Source organism: Stenotrophomonas sp. CCNWLW57, assembly GCF_037203925.1.
GTDB classification, from domain to species: domain Bacteria; phylum Pseudomonadota; class Gammaproteobacteria; order Xanthomonadales; family Xanthomonadaceae; genus Stenotrophomonas; species Stenotrophomonas rhizophila_A.
The window spans coordinates 44,380-61,500 of record NZ_JBBCBJ010000006.1; the positions used below are offsets into that span (position 1 = coordinate 44,380).

Consider the following 17,121-nt stretch of genomic DNA (forward strand, 5'->3'; position numbering starts at 1 on the left):
GCACGACCGTTGGTCGTGCGCCTCACCGCTACCACCCAAACAGATCCATTGCCTTGCGGAACTCGCTATCCACCGGCGCGCTGACATCCATCAGCGTGCCGTCCGGGTGCGGGAAACGCAGGCGTTCGGCGTGCAGCAGCATGCGGTGGATGCCCTGCATGCGGAAGCTGCGGTTGTGGCGGCCATCGCCGTGGCTGGTGTCGCCGATCAGGTGATGTGACAGGTGCTTGAGGTGCCGTCGGATCTGGCGGAAGCGCCCGGTCTGCGGCTGGCAGCGCAGCAGCGCGTAGCGCGAGGTGGCGAACTCGCCCACCGGCACGCTGATCTCGCCCACGGCCACACGCTGGAAATGGGTGATGGCCGGCTTCTTCACCGGCTTGCCGGGGCCGCCGTCCAGGTCGTGGTCGACCGTGAACGCTTCTTCGGCCGGCCAGCCACGGCAGATGGCCAGGTAATCCTTGGTGACATCGCCGCCCATCAGCGATTTGCCCAGTACGCTGGCGCTTTCGCGGTCGAAGGCCAGCAGCAGGCAGCCGCTGGTGGCGCGGTCGAGGCGGTGGACCAGGAAGATCGGCTTGCCCAACTGCTCGCGCAGGCGGTCGGCGAGGAAATCATCTTCGCCCCGGGCCAGCTTGCTGTCATGGACCATCAGCCCGGCCGGCTTGTTGACCACGGCCAAGCGCTCGTCCACGTGCAGCAGCTGCAGCGGCGGCAGCGCCACCGGCGCCTCGACCGTGGCGTCGGTGGACAGCTCGATATCGGTCACCGGCGCCACCACGCGCTGGCCAGCGAGAACAATCCCGCTGCCCCGCTCACCCAGCTCCACACCGGCGCATCGCCGAAGTACCAGCCGCCCGGCTGCATGCCGTACAGCACCGCCGCCACGATCAGCAGGCCGACGCCGGCAATGGCGGCCACGGCGCGCTTCTGCAGCTTCTGCAGGTTGCTGTTGAGTGCCACCAGGTCCTGCGAGCGCATGGACAGCTCATGCCCGCCTTCCACCTGCTGGCGCAGCCAGGCGTGCACCAGGCGCGGCATGTCGGGGGTGTGGGTCATGATTTCCGGCAGGCGCTTGCGCAGTTCCTTGAACACGCGGCGCGGGCTGTAGCGTTCGCGCAGGATGCGTTCCAGCACCGGCCGTGCCACCGCCCAGATATCCAGTTCCGGATCCAGCTGGCGGCCCACGCCTTCGATGTTGAGTAGCGTCTTCTGCAGCAGGATCAGCTGCGGCTGCAGGGTAAGTTCGTAACGCTGGGCCACGCGGAACAGCTTGATCAGCACTTCGGCCAGCGAGATCTGCGACAGCGGGCGGGTGAAGTACGGTTCGCATACCGAACGCGCGGCGGCTTCGAGTTCATCGATGCGCACGTTGTTGGGCATCCAGCCGGCTTCGACATGGAGCTCGGCCATGCGCCGGTAGTCCTTGTTGAAGATGGCCATGAAGTTTTCGGCCAGGTAGTACTGATCTTCTTCGGACAGCTGGCCCATGATGCCGAAATCCAGCGCGATGAAGCGCGGGTTGTCGCGGCGCGCCGGATCGACATCGACCCAGATGTTGCCGGCGTGCGCGTCGGCGTGGAAGAAGTTGTCGCGGAACACCTGCGTGTAGAACACGCGCACGCCCTTGGCCGCGAGCGCCTTGCGGTCGATCCCGGCCTTGTCCAGCGCGGCGATGTCATCCGACGGGATGCCCCATACCCGTTCCAGGGTGAGCGCGCGTTCGGCGGTGTGGCTCCAGACCACCTCGGGCACGTACAGGTCGTCCGAGTCCACCCAGTTGCGGCGCAGGACGCTGGCATTGGCGCCTTCGCGCTGCAGGTCCAGCTCGGCGGCAAGGGTGTTTTCGACTTCGGCCACCACTTCGCGCGGGCGGATCTTGTCAGCGCGCGGGTGGGTGCGTTCGACCAGCGCGGCGGCCGATTTGAGCAGCGCAATGTCGGCGTCGATCTGCTTTTCGATATCCGGGCGCAGCACCTTGACCACCACCTGGCGGCCATCGGCCAGCGTGGCGGCGTGCACCTGGGCGATCGAGGCCGAGGCCAGCGGTTCCAGCTCGAAACTGGCGAACGCCTCACTGACCGGGCGGCCAAGCGCGGCTTCCACGATGCGCTGCGCGGTGGCGCCATCGAACGGTTTGACCCGGTCCTGCAGCAGGGTAAGTTCGTTGGCGATGTCGGCCGGGATCAGGTCGCGGCGGGTGGACAGGATCTGCCCGAACTTGACGAAGATCGGGCCCAGGTCCTGCAGCGCCAGGCGCAGGCGCGCGCCCCGCGACTGAACGGCGATGTCGGCCGAGGCGCGCGGCACGAACGGCTTGGCCAGGCGCAGCCAGCCTTCCAGCGGGGTGCCTTCGAGCAGGTCGTCGAGGCGGTAGCGCAGGATCACCCGACCAATGCGGCTTGCCCGGAACACCGCCTTCATGCGCGCACCTGGGCAAGGCGCTGCACGCGGGCGGCGATGCGTTCGACGTCGTCGCGCATCACATCCACATCGTCATGGAAGGCATCCAGTTCGGCTCGGGCTACCACGTCGCGCGACTCCTCGGTGACAAAATCGGCGGCGCTGTGCGCCAGGTCGGACGCGCCACGGCGCGCATGCTGCAGGGCCGAACGCAGGGCATTGGCGATATGCACGCCCAGTACTTCACCGAACACCCGCACGAACGGCTGCTGCCAGTCCGGATCGAAGCGACTGGCCAGCTGCTGCAGGCGGCGCGCCAGTTCGGCATCGCCAGACACTTTGACCCGCCCGGCCGGGGCGTCGCCACCACGCCGTGCGTTGGCCAGGAACGGCAGCTGTGCCAGCACTCCGCCCAACGTGCTGCGCACGGCCAGGTCCGGTTCCTGCTGCGGGTCCACCGGGCCCACCGTGAGGCGCTCGCCCTCGACACCGATCCGCATCGCCAGCGCGGGCGATTCCAGGGTCAGGGCGATGTGGCGGCCATCCAGCGCGACCAGCGCGCGGCGGGTATCGGGGTCCAGCGCCAGGGTGCGGTTGAGCGCGAGCTGCAGCGCATTGCCGGCCAGGGGCTTGAGGGAGGAGAGCAGGGAGCGGGGCATCGATGCATTCTACCCCGGCACGGTTGCGGGCCGGTCACGGTTCAGCCACGCAGGGCGTGGCTCTACCGGGCCCCTATGCAACGACGGCCCGGCGCTCTTGCGAGCGCCAGGCCGTCGGAGACTGCGCTGGATCCTGGTTGCCCGGAGAGAGGGGGCGCGCAGGACCCTGCGCTACTACCCTCGCTTACGGAACATCGAAATGATGGCCAGGATCAGGAACACCACAAACAGGATCCAGGCAATGTTGCTGGCAGCGCCGGCGATGCCGGAGAAGCCGAGCACCGCCGCAATGATGGCGATGACAAAAAAGATTACGGCGTAGTGCAGCATGTCGATCCTCGCGTCGTGCGTGCCGGATTGGCGTGCTGCCATCTTCACCAACCCCCGGTGTTCAGGAAGTGATGGATTCCTCGCCGCGCGATGAAGCCTTCAGCCTCGTGAGCCCTTCGTCAATGCTGACCTGCGGCACGTAGCCGAAGTCGTGCCGTGCCGGTTCCATGCTGTACCAGTGGGGCGTGCACAGCTGCTCGGCGAGGAAGCGGGTCATCGGCGGTTCGCCGCGCAGGCGCAGCAGCGGCCACAGCCGTTCGGCCACCGCGCCGATGCGGTAAGCGGTCTTGAAGCTGATCGATTTCTCCACCGGCGGCGCGCCCACGGCGGCCATCAACTTGTTGAGCAGCTCGCGCATCGGCAGCGGTTCGCCGTTGGAGATGAAGTACGCCTTGCCGGCGCACGCCGCGCCCGGGGCCAGGTGTTCGAAGGCCAGGAAGTGGGCCAGCGCGGCATTGTCGATGTAGGTGGTGTCGACCAGATTGTTGCCATCGCCAACGAAGCGCAGGCGGCCAGCGCGCGCGCGTTCGGCCAGGCGCGGCACCAGCTGCTGGTCGCCCGGGCCCCAGATCAGGCGCGGGCGCAGTGCGACGGTGGCCAGGGTGGCGTCGTTGGCGGCCAGCACGTGCTGCTCGGCGATGGTCTTGGTGGCCGCGTACGGGGCCTGGAAGTTCTCGCCGTAGGGCACTTCATCGGCGCCCAGGCCTTCCACCGGGTGGGTGGCGCGGTGGGTGACGCTGGGCGTGGAGGTGTACACCAGCGTGCGCACGCCGTGGCTGCGGCAGGCGGCGATGACGTTGTCGGTGCCGACCACGTTGGCCAAGTGGTAGCTCTCATAGCTGCCCCATGCGCCGGCCTTGGCGCCGTTGTGGAACACCGCATCCACCCCGGCCACCGCGTGGCGCACGGCGTCGGCGTCGGCCAGGTCGCCGCGGATCTGGCCCACGCCCATCGCGGCCAGCGGCGGGTAATCGCCGCGGTTGAAACTGAGGACCTCGTGGCCGCGCGCGACCAGGCCACGGCACAGCGCCTGGCCGAGGAAACCACCACCACCGGTGACAAGGATCTTCATGCGGGTTGTTCCATTCGGGTTGCCGCCCAGACCGCGAGCTTCTCGCGGCCGATCTTGGCGTTGTGGCGGATATCGACCGGGAAGCCGGGGTGCAGCAGGAAGCGTTCGATGCGCAGCGTGCCGGCATGCGCGGACGCTTCATCGCGCAACCGCTGCTGCAGGGCCGGCGAATCGGCGCTGCCCGGCTGCAGTTCATAGCAGAGCACCGGCAGCTGCCGGCCAGCGGGGCCCACGCCGACCAGCGCGGTGCGCGCGATGCCGTCGAGTGCGTTGAACACCGGCTCCACCTGTTCGGTGTACAGCGGGCCGTGCGCGGTTTCCAGGCGCTGGGTCTTGCGCCCGCAGAACCACAAGCGGCCGTCGGCGTCGAAGTAACCGACATCGCCCATGCGGTGCACCACGCGGGTGCTGCCGTCGGCGCGCGTTTCGGTGATCTTGGCCGCGGCGGTGGCCTGCGGGCGGTTGAAGTAGCTGTCGGTGGCGGTCGGGCCCGCCACGGTGATTTCACCGACCACGCCCTGGGCGACTTCGCGCACCTGCGACCAGTGCGGCAGCGGCGCGTCGTCGATGGCGATGACGCGCACCTCGTTGGGCGCCACCACGCGGCCCACGCAGGTGCCGGCGCCGGCCTCGGTGGCCTGGCGGGTGCTTTCCAGCTCGCGGCCTTCGATCACCGCCACCGGCAGGCACTCGGTGGCGCCATACGGGGTCCAGAACTGGGCGTCGTCGGGCAGCAGGCGGCGGATGCGGGCCACCACGTCCGGCGGCACCGGCGCGCCGGCCGAGGTCACCCGGCGCACGCCGGGCAGCGGCTGGCCGTGGTCGGCCAGCACCCGGATCAGTGCGGGCGAGCCGAACAGCTGGGTCACGCCGAAACGGGCGATGGCGTCGTGCAGCCTGCGCGGGTCGGCCTTGGCCGGGCGGGTCGGGTCCATGTCCGGAATGACCGAGGTCAGCCCCAGCGCCGGGTCGAACAACGCGAACGGCGGGAAGGTGGGCAGGTCGACCCCGCCGGCCTCCATGCCGAATGCCGAGCGCAGCAGGTCCACCTGGCCGACGAAATGGCGGTGGCGGTAGACCACGCCCTTGGGCACGCCGGTGGAGCCGCTGGTGAACAGGATGGCGGCGACATCCTCGCCATCGGTGGCGGCCATCGGCTGCGGCTGGCGTGCGCCCTGCGCTTCCAGCTGGTTCAGGGTGGTGCCGCCCCAGCCCCAGCGGCGGCCGACCGTGACCAGGCGCGTGGCGGACGGGCACCAGCGCAGCACCAGCCGCGCCACGTGGGCCAGGCCGATGCCGATGAAGGCTTCCGGCTGGGCCTCGTCCAGGCACTGCTTCAGCGCGCGCTTGTCGATGCCCGGGTCGACCAGCACCGGCACCGCGCCGTTCTTGAACAGCGCGAACATCAGCAGGAAGAACTCGGGCGAGGGCCGCACCATCACCACCGCACGCACGCCGCGACCGATGCCGTAGGCCGCCAGGCCGGCGGCCATGGCGTCGCTGCGGGCGTCCAGGGTGCGGTAATCGAGGGTCACGTCATAGCGCGCCATGCCCCCGGGGCCGGGCCGGCCGGGGCAGCGGATGGCGATCTGGTCGGGGCGTTCGCGGGCCAGTTCGGGCAGGCGCGCGGCGATGTTGATCGGGCTGTTCATCCGTTCATTGTCGCCGCTGCAGAAAATTCTTGCGCGGCGGCCGCAGGCGTGGAAAATTCGCCCCCTTCGCCCTTCCATCCCCCTGCCGCCCGAGGCGGCACGCCCATGTCCCATCCCTGCATGACGTGCGGCGCCTGCTGCACCCAGTACCGCGTGGCCTTCCACTGGATGGAATCGGACGAGGTCACCCCCGGCGGCGTGCCGCACCAGCTGACCGAGCCGCTCGACCCGCACCGCCTGTGCATGCGCGGCACCCATTCCAAGCCGGTGCGCTGCGTGGCGCTGGATGCGGAGATCGGGGTGTATTCACGCTGCAGCATCCACCCCAACCGCCCCAGCGTGTGCCGCGAGGTGGATGCGTCGTGGGAGTTCGGCAAGGCCAGCCCGCAGTGCGACAAGGCGCGGGCGATCCATGGGCTGCCGGCGCTGAGCCTGGAAAGCTGGGCCTGGCGCGATGGCGCGGACCACCCCGACGCGGCGTGAACGGTAGGTACCGACCGTTGGTCGTACTCCGTCAAATCGGGTTCTGATCCAGGAACGCGCGGATCTCCGGCACCAGCACTTCGTGCTTGTCTTCCAGCACGTAGTGCCCGGCATCTTCGAACGCGTGCACCTGCGCCTGCGGCAGCACCGCCTGGAAGCCTGCCAGGAAGTGATGGTCGAACACGAAATCGCGCAGGCCCCAGCCGATGAAGGCCGGTCGGTCGGCGAACGACGGCAGCGCCTTGCCGGCGCGTTCCAGCAGCGACCAGGCCTTGTCGGCCGGGCTCAGCGGAATGTCCTGCATGAAGCGGATGGTGCTGATCCGGTTGGCGTAGCTGTTGTACGGCGACACATAGGCACGGCGCACGTCGGCCGGCATCTTCCGCTCCACGCCCAGCCACGAGGCACCGGACGAGAACGCGTTGAAGGTGCGGATGATCCACTCGCCGATCTTCCAGTGCCGGCCCAGCGCGATCTGCCACGGCATCTGCTTGGCCGCCGGCATCGGGAAGGCGGCGGTGTTGAGCACCACCAGGCGCTTGACCTGCGCATGGTGCGACAGCGCCCAGCCAAAGCCGATCATGCCGCCCCAGTCGTGCACGGCCAGGGTGACCGGGCCGGTGATGCCCAGGTGCGCCAGCAGCGCGTCCAGGTCGTCCACGCGCGACTGCAGGGTGTACTCGTAGTGCGCGTCATCGGGCTTGTCCGACAGGCCCATGCCGATGTGGTCGGGCACGATGCAGCGGTAGCGGTCCGACAGCCCGGCCACCAGCGTGCGCCAGTAGTAGCTCCACGACGGGTTGCCGTGGACCATCACCACCACTTCGCCATCGCGCGGGCCTTCGTCGAGGTAGCCCATGGTCAGGCCGGGGCGGACTTCGAAGCGCTGCGGATGGGCGGGATAACCGGGAAGCTTGGGCATGGAAGCGCACCTGTGGAAAGGGCCGGTAGAACCGGCCCTCGAGTATGGGAAGAACCGCGCGGCGGCGCTTAAGTGGCGGTTTACCAGACCACTTCGGCCATCGAGCAGTTCAGGCCCGAACCGATGCCGAGCAGCGCGATGCGGTCGCCCTTCTTCAGGCGGCCCAGCTCCTTGAGCTTGCTCAGCACGATCGGCACCGAGGCCGGACCGATGTTGCCGTGCTCACCGAAGATCGTCATCACCTTCTTCGGGTCGATGCCGAAGTTCTTGATGAAGGCAGCGGTGTGCGGCTGGCTGACCTGGTGGATGACGAACTGGTCCAGCTCCTCCACTGCCCAGCCCAGTGCTTCGCGGGCGGCCACGAAGGTCTTCTGGGCCAGCTTGATGCCTTCGATCAGCAGCATGCGGGTGTCGGTGACCATGCGGTCCAGGTTGCCGCGGCACAGCTGGTTCCATTCGGTGGCCGAACGGGTCACGCCACCGCGGTAGCGCGGCGCGTCGGGCACCAGTTCGGTGCGTGCCATGACCATGGCGGCAGCGCCACAGCCCAGGGTCAGGGCGGCCATCTCGTTGCGGAAGTCGTCGGCGGTCACGCCCGGCAGGGCCATGCGCTCGAGGGTCTTCTCGTAGACGAGGTTGGCGGTTTCGCCATCGACGATCAGCGCATAGTCGATCTCGCCGCGTTCAAGCATGCGGGCGGCGATGTCCATGCCGTTGATGAAGGCCAGGCAGGCGTTGGCGACGTCGAAGGTCATGCACTGGTCGCTGACGCCCAGGTTGCCCGAGACGATGCTGGCCGTGGACGGCTCCAGGTAGTCGCGGCTGACCGAGGTGTTGACCAGCAGGCCGATCTTGTCAGCGCCGATGCCGGCGTCGTCCAGCGCCTTGCGGGCAGCCAGGGTCGCGGCGTCGGAGGCGAGCATGTCCGCGTCCCACAGGCGGCGGGCGTGGATGCCGGCGATATCGCCCAGCACGTCGGTACGGATGCCCAGGCGATCCAGCGTCGGCTGCAGACGTTCGTTGATTTCCTTGGACGTCAGCGTGTGCGGCGCGTCGATGTGCGCCAGGCCGGCGATCGATACATTCTTGAAGAGCATCAGTTAGCGCCAAGGCTCAGGCAAAGGGGGCGCTATTGTAAGCCCCCTGCGCCTTCACCGCACCTTTACCAATTCACGTTCGGGCGTATGGTTCCGGCCCGGACCTGACGGGTTCAGCGTGGCGGGCACTGGAAGGCAGCAAAGCGCTGGCTGCCATCTGCCGGCAGGCCCGACGCCTGGACCGCATTTGCGCCGGCGCTGGGCGCCTCGTTGCGGGCCAGGGTTTCCAGTTCTTCCTGCACCCGCAGCGGGTTGCGGTTGTAGAAGCCGACCTTGTCCTTCACGGTGACCACCACCTCGCCCTTGGTGACGCAGCCGGTGGGAACCGGCCCGTTCGGCAGCACCCGCACGGCCTTGCCCACCGGTTCGATCGGCACCCAGGTGCAGGCGGTGGCGCTGAGGGTAAGAAGGGAGAGCAGCAGAATGCGCATGGCGGAGGGCTCGTGAAGATGAGAAAGGCAGTGTGCCTGAACGGGCTGAATCGCGGGTAGATGGACCCCGAGGGCCGGCCAACGGCCGGCGCTACCGGGAACTGCCGTTGGTTGATTGATCCAGATCCCAACCGCCACGTAGCAATTCGTAGGTCCGGCCGTTGGCCGGACACCGCGCGCAGCGCGGCCAAAGCGTCCGACGCGGGAAAAACGCCGGTCGAATCAACCCGACCGGCGTTTACACCCACCGAAGCCACCCGGTCGCCCGTTACGGAACCGGCTTGCCATCGGCATCGATGATGGTCACCTCGCCCAGGTTCAGCGCGCGCACCGGGGCTTCGGTCTGCTTCAGGTCGCCCACCACCACCCAGGTCAGGGTCTTGGGATCCAGCGTGGCGGCGGCCTGCTGCACCTGGGCCGGGGTCATCGCTTCGATCTCGGCCTTGCGCTTGAACACGTAGTCGTCCGGGCGCTGGTAGCGGACGATGCCGCTGATGGTGCCCAGCACCGCGCTGGCGGTCTCGTAGGCGCCCGGCAGGCTCAGGTTCTGGATGTTGCGGATGCGGGTGACCTCGGCCGGCGTGATGGTTTCGGCACCGGAGGCGAAGTCGGCGATTTCCTTCTGCATCTCCTTCATTGCCTCGGCGGTCTTGTCGATCTGGACCGGGGCCACGGCCATCCACGGGCGCTGGCCCAGGGTGCTGCTGGCCATGGTGCGGGCACCGTAGGACCAGTGCTTCTCCTCGCGCAGGTTCATGTTCAGGCGCGAGGTGAAGTCGCCGCCGAGCACGCCGTTGGCGATGTCGAAGCGGGTGGCACCGGCGTCCATGGTGGAAGGCACCACCTGGCCGGCGAACAGGTTGGCCTGCACCGCGCCGGGCTGGTCGATCAGGTACACGCGGGCCTTGGCCGGGCGCGCGACATCCACCGGCGCCTTGGCCTGCGGTGCCGGGGTGCTGCTCTTCCAGTCGCCGAGCTGGCGCTCCAGCAGCGGCACGATTTCCTTCAGGGTGGTGTCACCGACCACGATCAGGGTGCCCTGCTCCGGGCGCAGCCAATCGCGGTGGAAGTCGACCAGGTCGGCGCGGGTCAGCGACTGGATGTCGGCTTCGTTGCCGCTGCCGGTGAACGGAATGGCGTACGGATGGCCAGCCCCATACAACAGGGTGGGCAGCACCCGCATGGCCGAGGCGTTCGGGTTGACCTTCTCCTGCTGGATGCCGGCGATCCAGGTGGCCTTGACCCGGTCGATCTCGGCCTGGTCGAAGCGCGGCTGGCGGAGCATGTCCGCGTACAGGGCCAGCGACGGGGCCAGGTTTTCCTTCAGCGCCGACAGGTACACGGCGGCGCTGTCCAGGGTGGCCGATGCACCCAGGCTGGCGCCCAGTGCGTCGGCCGCATCGGCGAACGGCAGTGCGCCCAGCTTGCCGGCGCCCTCGCCCATCAGGTCCATGGTGAAGTTGGCGGTGCCGGACTTGCGGCCCTGGTCGGCGGTGAAACCACCGGGGAATTCATAGCTGAACTGCACCACCGGAATGTCATGGCGCTCGGCCAGGATCACCTGGGTGCCGTTCTTCAACGTGGCGCGGTGCAGCTGCGGGAACTTCAGTTCCGGGAAGGTCTTGGTCTGCGGCACGCCGGTGCTGCGGTCCACCACGGTCGGGCTGGTGCTGAACCTGGGGTCCACGCCCGGCACGGTGAACGGCTTGGGGGTGGCCGACGGCAGTTCCGGCAGCGCCACGCGTGCGCCCGGTTCCACCACCAGGGTGTGGTCGCCCACGCCCAGCCACTTGGCACCGGCCGCGCGCACGTCGGCGGCGCTGGCGGCGTCGATGTTGGCCAGCGAACGGCGGAAGCAGCCCGGGTCGCCTTCGAACACGGCGCACTCGGCCAGCGCGTCGGCCTTGCCGCCGAACCCGCCGATGCGTTCGATGCCACGAATGAAGCCGGCGCGGAACGCGGTCTTGCCGCGGCTCAGCTCATCGGCGGTGGGGCCGTCCTTGACCAGGCGGCGCACTTCCTCATCGATGATCGCTTCGACCTTGGCCGGGTCCACGCCCTGCTTGACGGTGGCCATGATCACGAAGTTGGACCCCAGCTGCGAGGTATAGGCACCGGCGCTGATGTTGTCCACCAGCTTGTCCTGGTGCAGCAGGCGCTGGTCCAGGCGCGAGGACTTGGCCCCGCCCAGCACCTGCGCGAACAGCTGCAGCTGGTCGATGTCGGTGGTGCCGGTCTGGGCGACGTTCCAGACGCGGTAGATGCGCGCCTGCGGCACCTTGTCGGTCATGGTTTCGCGCGTGGACGTCTCGCGCTTGGCCACGTTGACCGCCGGCTGGGCCATGCTCGGGCCGGCCGGGATGTCGCCGAAGTACCGGGCGACCTTTTCCTTGGCGGTGGCCACGTCGATATCACCGGCCAGCACCAGCACCGCGTTGTTGGGGCCGTACCAGGTGCGGAACCAGTTCTTGACGTCGTCCAGCGAGGCCGCGTTGAGGTCGTTCATCGACCCGATCACGCCGTGGTGGTACGGGTGGCCTTCGGGGTACATGGAGCGGGTGAGCTTGTCCCACACCTGCCCGTAAGGCTGGTTCTCGCCCTGGCGCTTTTCGTTCTGCACCACGCCGCGCTGTTCGTCGAGCGCGGCCTGGTCGATCGCGCCGAGCAGGTGGCCCATGCGGTCCGATTCCATCCACAGCGCCATGTCCAGCGCGGTGGTGGGTACGTTCTCGAAGTAGTTGGTGCGGTCGGTGTTGGTGGTACCGTTCTGGCCGGTGACGCCGACCTGCTTGAAGGGCTCGAAGTATTCGCCGGCGTGGTTTTCGCTGCCCTGGAACATCAGGTGTTCGAACAGGTGCGCAAAGCCGGTGCGGCCGGCCGGTTCGTCCTTGCTGCCCACGTGATACCAGATGTTCACCGCCACGATCGGCGCCTTGCGGTCGGTGTGCACCACCACGCGCAGGCCGTTGGGCAGGGTGAACTCTTCAAACGGAATGTCGACCTTGGCGACCTGCGCCGGCCTTGCCATCACCGGGGCCGGGGCGAAGCTGCCCAGGGCGGCGGAAAGCGCTACAGCCAGCAGCGCGGCACGCGGTCGAAGTTGGGAGGTCATTCCGTTTCCTTGGTCATGAAAGTGAAGGGGGATGCTAGCCCGGGAGTACGGGTCAAGGCATCGGCCAACAGTCACTCCCTTTGTCAGGGAACTTTCCGGGCGCGCCGCTGACCGCTGCGGCGCCTTCTGCCGCCACCTGAACCCCCGTCCGGACAGTCGCGCAGGCCTGGATCGGACAGGTGTCCGGACAGCGGACACTCTGCGAATCCTAAAAAACCCCTTCAAATCAACAACTAAAAGTTGGCACGGGGCCTGCTTATACCCAAGTGCGGAAAGGACGCGATCAAACAAAAGCTGACTGATCGCTGAACACAACACGGAATCTGAAAATTTCTCTTGCACTCCCAGATTCGGTGTACTACCTTACTACCACACCACTGATCACCAACACTAAACAGGCCCCGTCATGAACACCAAGACCATCGCCATTGCCATCGCCCTCGCTGCCGGCTCCGCGTTTGTTTCGAACGTGCATGCCGCTTCCGCCATCACCACCCTGCCGACCGTGCAGGTCCGCCCCGCCGCCGACCAGCTGGCCCAGGCCGAAGTCGAACGCACCAGCAGCATCCCGACCCTGGCGCTGGTGGAAGTCCGTCCGACCGCCGGCCAGATCGCCGAATACCGTGCCGAACTGGCCAACAGCCAGCGCGTCACCACCCTGGCCGCCGTTGAAGTCCGCCCGACCGCCGAACAGCGCGAAGCCCTGGCTGCCGAGCAGGACACCCGCAGCACCGATTACATGGGTGCCTTGGCTTCGGCCGCCGGCACGATCGCCCGCGATGTGATCATCAACCTGCCGACCCTGCAGGTGCGCACGTCGCCGAACGACCTGCAGGCCTTCGCGGTTGAAACCGCATCGGTCCTGGTTCGTCCGTAACCGCAGGTATCGACCGACGGTCGATACCTGCCAGGGGGTCGCGGCGTAAAATGCACGAATGACCGCCAACCCTACGTTCCATGTTGTGTTGTTCCAGCCGGAAATTCCCCCGAATACCGGCAATGTGATCCGGCTCTGCGCCAACACCGGCGCGCGACTGCACCTGATCGAGCCGCTCGGTTTCGACCTGAGCGACAAGCAGCTCAAGCGCGCCGGCCTGGATTACCACGAATACGCTCGACTGCAGGTGCATCCGGACCTGGATACCGCCCTGCAGGTGATCGCGCCCAAGCGCCTGTTCGCCCTGAGTACCCGCGGCAGCGTGCGTTATGACACCCAGCAGTTCGAAGACGGCGATGCGTTCCTGTTCGGCCCGGAAACCCGTGGCCTGCCGCAGGACGTGCTGGATGCGTTGCCGCACGGCCGCCGCCTGCGCCTGCCCATGCAGCCGGACAACCGCAGCCTCAACCTGTCCAACACGGTCGCCGTGGTGATGTACGAAGCGTGGCGCCAGAGCGGATTCGCCGGCGGCGCTTAAAACGCGTTGATCCCCGTCAACTCGCGCCCGATCACCAGCTGGTGCACGGTTTCGGTGCCCTCATAGGTGATCACCGATTCCAGGTTCAACGCATGCCGGATCGCCACGTGTTCGGTGGTGATGCCGGCGCCGCCGAGCAGGTCGCGGCACTCACGGGCGATGTCGATCGCCATGCGGCAGTTGTTCCACTTGGCCAGGCTGACCTGCTGCGGCTGCAGCTGGCCGGCATCCTTCAACCGCCCCAACTGCAGTGACAGCAGCTGCGCGGTGGTGATGCGCCGGGCCATGTCGGCCAGTTTGATCTGGGCGCTCTGGGTGGCCGCCACCGGGCGCCCGAACAACACGCGTTCCTTGGTGTAGTTCAACGCCTCGTCCAGGCAGGCCACGGCCGCGCCGATCGGCCCCCAGCTGATGCCGTAGCGGGCCTGGTTGAGGCAGCCCAGCGGGCCTTTCAGGCCCTGCACGTTGGGCAGCCGGTTGCGCTCGGGCACGCGCACGTTGTCGAAGAACAGCGCGCCGGTGAGCGAGGCGCGCAGGCTCATCTTGTGCTTGATTTCCTGGGTGGTGAACCCGGCCATGCCCTTTTCCAGCACGAACCCCTGGATGCCGTCTTCGGTATGCGCCCAGACGATGGCGATATCGGCCACCGGGCCGCTGGTGATCCACATCTTGCTGCCGTTGATCACCCAGTCGCCGCCGTCGCGCACCGCGCGCGTCTTCATCGCCGCCGGGTCGGAACCGCCGTGGGCTTCGGTCAGGCCGAAGCAGCCGATCACCCGGCCGGCCGCCATGTCCGGCAACCAGCGCAGGCGCTGTTCTTCGCTGCCGTAGGCGAAGATCGGGTACATGCACAGCGAGCTCTGCACCGAAACGAAACTGCGCAGGCCCGAGTCACCGCGTTCCAGTTCCTGGCAGATCAGGCCGTAGCTGACCGCGTTGAGGCCGCCACCGCCGTACTGTTCGGGCAGGCTGGAGCCGAGCAGGCCGAGCGAGGCGATTTCCGGGATCAGTTCATCGGGGAAGCGGCCCTCGTCAAACGCGTCGCCGATGATCGGCAGCACGCGTTCGTCGGTGAAACGCGCCACCGTGGCCTGCACCGCGCGTTCCTCTTCGGTGAGCAGCGAGCGGACATCGAACAGATCGTACGGATTGAGGGCCATGGGCGGCGACATCGGGGGCAGTAGCAGGACCTCCATTGTGATGCCTGGCCCGGAGGGCGGCCAAGGCCGGGCGCAGCACGCTGCCGCCAAGCCACGCAGGGCGTGGCTCTACCGTCTTTGGTGCGGCGCAGCATGCGGTAGCCAACGTCGGCGAACTAGGCGGAAACGGCGTCTACCGGTACCCTGATGTACTGATCCAGCATTGCGCAGTGACACGTCGCGCGCGATTCCCAGGCAACCGCCGCCGGCTCCGGCCGGGACGGCACTACCCACGAGTTACGCACCCCCATGAGCGAAGAGACCACTGCCCTGCCCCCGCGTGAAGCCATGGAATTCGACGTGGTGATCGTCGGCGCCGGCCCTGCCGGCCTGGCCACCGCGATCCGCCTGCGCCAGCGCGCCATCGAGGCCGGCCGCGAGCTGTCGGTGTGCGTGCTGGAAAAGGGCTCCGAACCCGGCGCGCACATCCTGTCCGGCGCGATCATGGATACCCGCGCGCTGACCGAACTGTTCCCGGACTGGGCCGAACGCGGCGCGCCGCTGAAGCAGAAGGTCACCCGCGACGAATTCCTGTTCCTCAGCCCGGAGGGCGCGCGCAGCACGCCGCATGCGCTGCTGCCGGAATGCTTCCACAACGAAGGCAACTACATCATCAGCCTGGGCGAGGTCACCCGCTGGCTGGCCCAGCAGGCCGAAGCGCTGGAAGTGGCGATCTTCCCCGGCTTTGCCGCCGCCGAAGTGCTGTACGACGAGAACGGCGCGGTGATGGGCGTGGCCACCGGCGACATGGGCATCCGCAAGGATGGCTCGCACGGGCCCAACTTCGAACGCGGCATGGAACTGCATGCCAAGTACACGATCTTCGCCGAAGGCTCGCGCGGCCACCTGGGCCGCCAGCTGATCGCACGCTTCCAGCTCGACGCCGGCAAGGACCCGCAGGCGTACGGGATCGGCATCAAGGAGCTGTGGCAGATCGACCCGGCCAAGCATGAGCCGGGCCTGGTGGTGCACACCGCCGGCTGGCCGCTGGACAGCGATACCTACGGTGGCTCGTTCCTGTACCACGCCGACGGCGGCAAGGTCGCGGTGGGCTTCGTGGTCGGGCTGGATTACCGCAACCCGTGGATGAGCCCGTTCGAGGAATTCCAGCGCTTCAAGACCCACCCGTCGATCCGCAAGCACCTGGAAGGCGGCAAGCGCATCGCCTATGGCGCGCGCGCGATCACCGCCGGCGGCCTGTTGTCGCTGCCCAAGACCGTGTTCCCCGGGGGTGCGCTGGTCGGGTGCGAAGCCGGCTACCTCAACGCCAGCCGGATCAAGGGCAGCCACGCGGCGATCAAGACCGGCATGCTGGCCGCCGATGCCGCCTTCGACGCGCTGGCGGCCGATCGCCAGCGCGATGAGCTCAGCGCCTACCCGGCCGCGTTCGAGAGCAGCTGGCTGCATGATGAGCTGAAGCAGTCCAAGAACTTCAAGCAGTGGTTCAAGAAGGGCCGCAGCGTGGCCACGCTGATGACCGGTATCGAGCAGTGGCTGCTGCCCAAGCTGGGCATCCGCAACCCGCCGTGGACGCTGCGCCACAGCAAGGCCGACCACGAGTGCCTGGAACCGGCATCGCAGCACACCAGGATCGTGTACCCCAAGCCGGACAACGTGCTCACCTTCGACCGGCTCAGCTCGGTGTTCCTGAGCAGCACCAACCACGAAGAAGACCAGCCTTCGCACCTGACCCTCAAGGACGCGAGCGTGCCGGTACGGGTCAACCTGGCCGAGTACGCCGGGCCGGAAGCGCGCTACTGCCCGGCCGGGGTGTACGAATTCGTCGGCAGCGAAGGCCACGAGCAGCTGCAGATCAACGCGCAGAACTGCGTGCACTGCAAGACCTGCGACATCAAGGACCCCACCCAGAACATCGTGTGGGTCACTCCGCAGGGTGGCGGCGGGCCGAACTACCCGGCGATGTGATGCGGCTGCCGCGCCGGTTGCTGGTGCTGCTGTGCTGCCTGCTGCTGGGCGCGTGCGCACGTACGCCGCAGACGCCCGAGCAGGCGCGGCAGCAGGAACGCCAGCGTGCGTTCGCGATCTGCGGTGGCTGCCACACGGTCACTGCCGGCGGCGTGCACCGCTTCGGTCCCAACCTGCACGGCGTGCTGGGGCGCCGCGCGGGCAGCGTGGCCGGCTATCCCTACTCGCCTGCGATGCAGCGCGCCGACCTGGTCTGGACCGAGCAGACCCTGGATGCCTTCCTGCGCTCACCGGCCACCGTGGTGCCGGGCTCGAGGATGGTCAATGCGACGGCGGATCCGGAGCGCAGGCGGCTGGTCATCGAATACCTGAAGGAACAGCCGTAGGGACACCCCATGTGTGTCTGCGCTTCGATCAGGCTCC

General features: G+C 67.9%; 16 protein-coding genes. 5 read left to right on the top strand and 11 right to left on the bottom strand.

Annotation, left to right across the window (positions count from 1 at the left end; translation table 11 throughout):
* Positions 1-28: 28 nt before the first annotated feature.
* From V9K91_RS14980 to oleC, 6 genes are all read right to left on the bottom strand, one after another.
* Complete coding sequence (locus tag V9K91_RS14980) at positions 29-757, bottom strand: pseudouridine synthase (RefSeq protein ID WP_336443658.1); 729 nt, start codon at positions 755-757, stop codon at positions 29-31.
* 5 nt (positions 758-762) lie between these two features.
* Positions 763-2,421: a ubiquinone biosynthesis regulatory protein kinase UbiB gene (ubiB, locus tag V9K91_RS14985; RefSeq protein ID WP_068848346.1), complete on the bottom strand. Its 1,659-nt coding sequence runs from the start codon at positions 2,419-2,421 to the stop codon at positions 763-765.
* Positions 2,418-3,059, bottom strand: coding sequence for an SCP2 sterol-binding domain-containing protein (locus tag V9K91_RS14990; RefSeq protein WP_306990116.1), 642 nt, complete (start codon positions 3,057-3,059; stop codon positions 2,418-2,420). The genes ubiB and V9K91_RS14990 overlap by 4 nt, the downstream gene beginning before the upstream one ends.
* Positions 3,060-3,233: 174 nt before the next feature.
* Positions 3,234-3,389, bottom strand: a complete 156-nt coding sequence (locus tag V9K91_RS14995; RefSeq protein ID WP_068854496.1) for a DUF1328 domain-containing protein — start codon at positions 3,387-3,389, stop codon at positions 3,234-3,236.
* 61 nt (positions 3,390-3,450) lie between these two features.
* Entirely contained in the window at positions 3,451-4,461 is a 1,011-nt protein-coding gene (oleD, locus tag V9K91_RS15000; protein WP_249833481.1) for a 2-alkyl-3-oxoalkanoate reductase, read from the bottom strand.
* Positions 4,458-6,113, bottom strand: coding sequence for an olefin beta-lactone synthetase (gene oleC, locus V9K91_RS15005; protein WP_336443645.1), 1,656 nt, complete (start codon positions 6,111-6,113; stop codon positions 4,458-4,460). Before oleC ends, oleD begins: the two co-directional genes overlap by 4 nt.
* 105 nt (positions 6,114-6,218) lie before the next feature.
* Between oleC and V9K91_RS15010 the strand changes: the two genes are divergently transcribed.
* Positions 6,219-6,596 (top strand): YkgJ family cysteine cluster protein, encoded by a 378-nt coding sequence (locus tag V9K91_RS15010; RefSeq protein WP_068848335.1) that lies wholly within the window; start codon positions 6,219-6,221, stop codon positions 6,594-6,596.
* A gap of 31 nt (positions 6,597-6,627) precedes the next feature.
* On the opposite strand, the gene V9K91_RS15015 is transcribed toward V9K91_RS15010, so the two are convergent.
* The 4 genes from V9K91_RS15015 to V9K91_RS15030 form a co-directional block, all read right to left on the bottom strand.
* A complete protein-coding gene (locus V9K91_RS15015) occupies positions 6,628-7,518 on the bottom strand; it encodes an alpha/beta fold hydrolase (RefSeq protein ID WP_336443644.1) in 891 nt (296 codons plus the stop codon).
* A gap of 80 nt (positions 7,519-7,598) precedes the next feature.
* Positions 7,599-8,615 (bottom strand): 3-oxoacyl-ACP synthase III, encoded by a 1,017-nt coding sequence (locus V9K91_RS15020; protein ID WP_068848332.1) that lies wholly within the window; start codon positions 8,613-8,615, stop codon positions 7,599-7,601.
* Between the two features lie 113 nt (positions 8,616-8,728).
* A complete protein-coding gene (locus tag V9K91_RS15025; protein ID WP_068848330.1) occupies positions 8,729-9,046 on the bottom strand; it encodes a DUF4156 domain-containing protein in 318 nt (105 codons plus the stop codon).
* Positions 9,047-9,314: 268 nt separating this feature from the next.
* The gene (locus tag V9K91_RS15030; protein ID WP_336443643.1) at positions 9,315-12,158 is read right to left on the bottom strand and encodes a pitrilysin family protein; all 2,844 of its coding nucleotides are present in this window, start codon (positions 12,156-12,158) and stop codon (positions 9,315-9,317) included.
* Positions 12,159-12,564: 406 nt separating this feature from the next.
* On the opposite strand from V9K91_RS15030, the gene V9K91_RS15035 reads away from it, so the two are divergent.
* Together V9K91_RS15035 and trmL are read left to right on the top strand one after the other, a co-directional pair.
* Entirely contained in the window at positions 12,565-13,035 is a 471-nt protein-coding gene (locus V9K91_RS15035) for a hypothetical protein (protein ID WP_336443642.1), read from the top strand.
* Between the two features lie 58 nt (positions 13,036-13,093).
* On the top strand, positions 13,094-13,573 hold the full coding sequence (gene trmL / locus V9K91_RS15040) for a tRNA (uridine(34)/cytosine(34)/5-carboxymethylaminomethyluridine(34)-2'-O)-methyltransferase TrmL (RefSeq protein WP_095362500.1): 480 nt from the start codon (positions 13,094-13,096) through the stop codon (positions 13,571-13,573).
* Here the strand turns inward: trmL and V9K91_RS15045 are convergent.
* A complete protein-coding gene (locus V9K91_RS15045; RefSeq protein WP_068854495.1) occupies positions 13,570-14,733 on the bottom strand; it encodes an acyl-CoA dehydrogenase family protein in 1,164 nt (387 codons plus the stop codon). The two genes, trmL and V9K91_RS15045, sit on opposite strands and share 4 nt — an antisense overlap.
* Positions 14,734-15,021: 288 nt before the next feature.
* Between V9K91_RS15045 and V9K91_RS15050 the strand changes: the two genes are divergently transcribed.
* Both V9K91_RS15050 and V9K91_RS15055 read left to right on the top strand, forming a co-directional pair.
* Positions 15,022-16,698 (top strand): electron transfer flavoprotein-ubiquinone oxidoreductase, encoded by a 1,677-nt coding sequence (locus V9K91_RS15050; protein ID WP_068848322.1) that lies wholly within the window; start codon positions 15,022-15,024, stop codon positions 16,696-16,698.
* Complete coding sequence (locus tag V9K91_RS15055; protein ID WP_068848320.1) at positions 16,698-17,084, top strand: c-type cytochrome; 387 nt, start codon at positions 16,698-16,700, stop codon at positions 17,082-17,084. Before V9K91_RS15050 ends, V9K91_RS15055 begins: the two co-directional genes overlap by 1 nt.
* Positions 17,085-17,121: the final 37 nt, after the last annotated feature.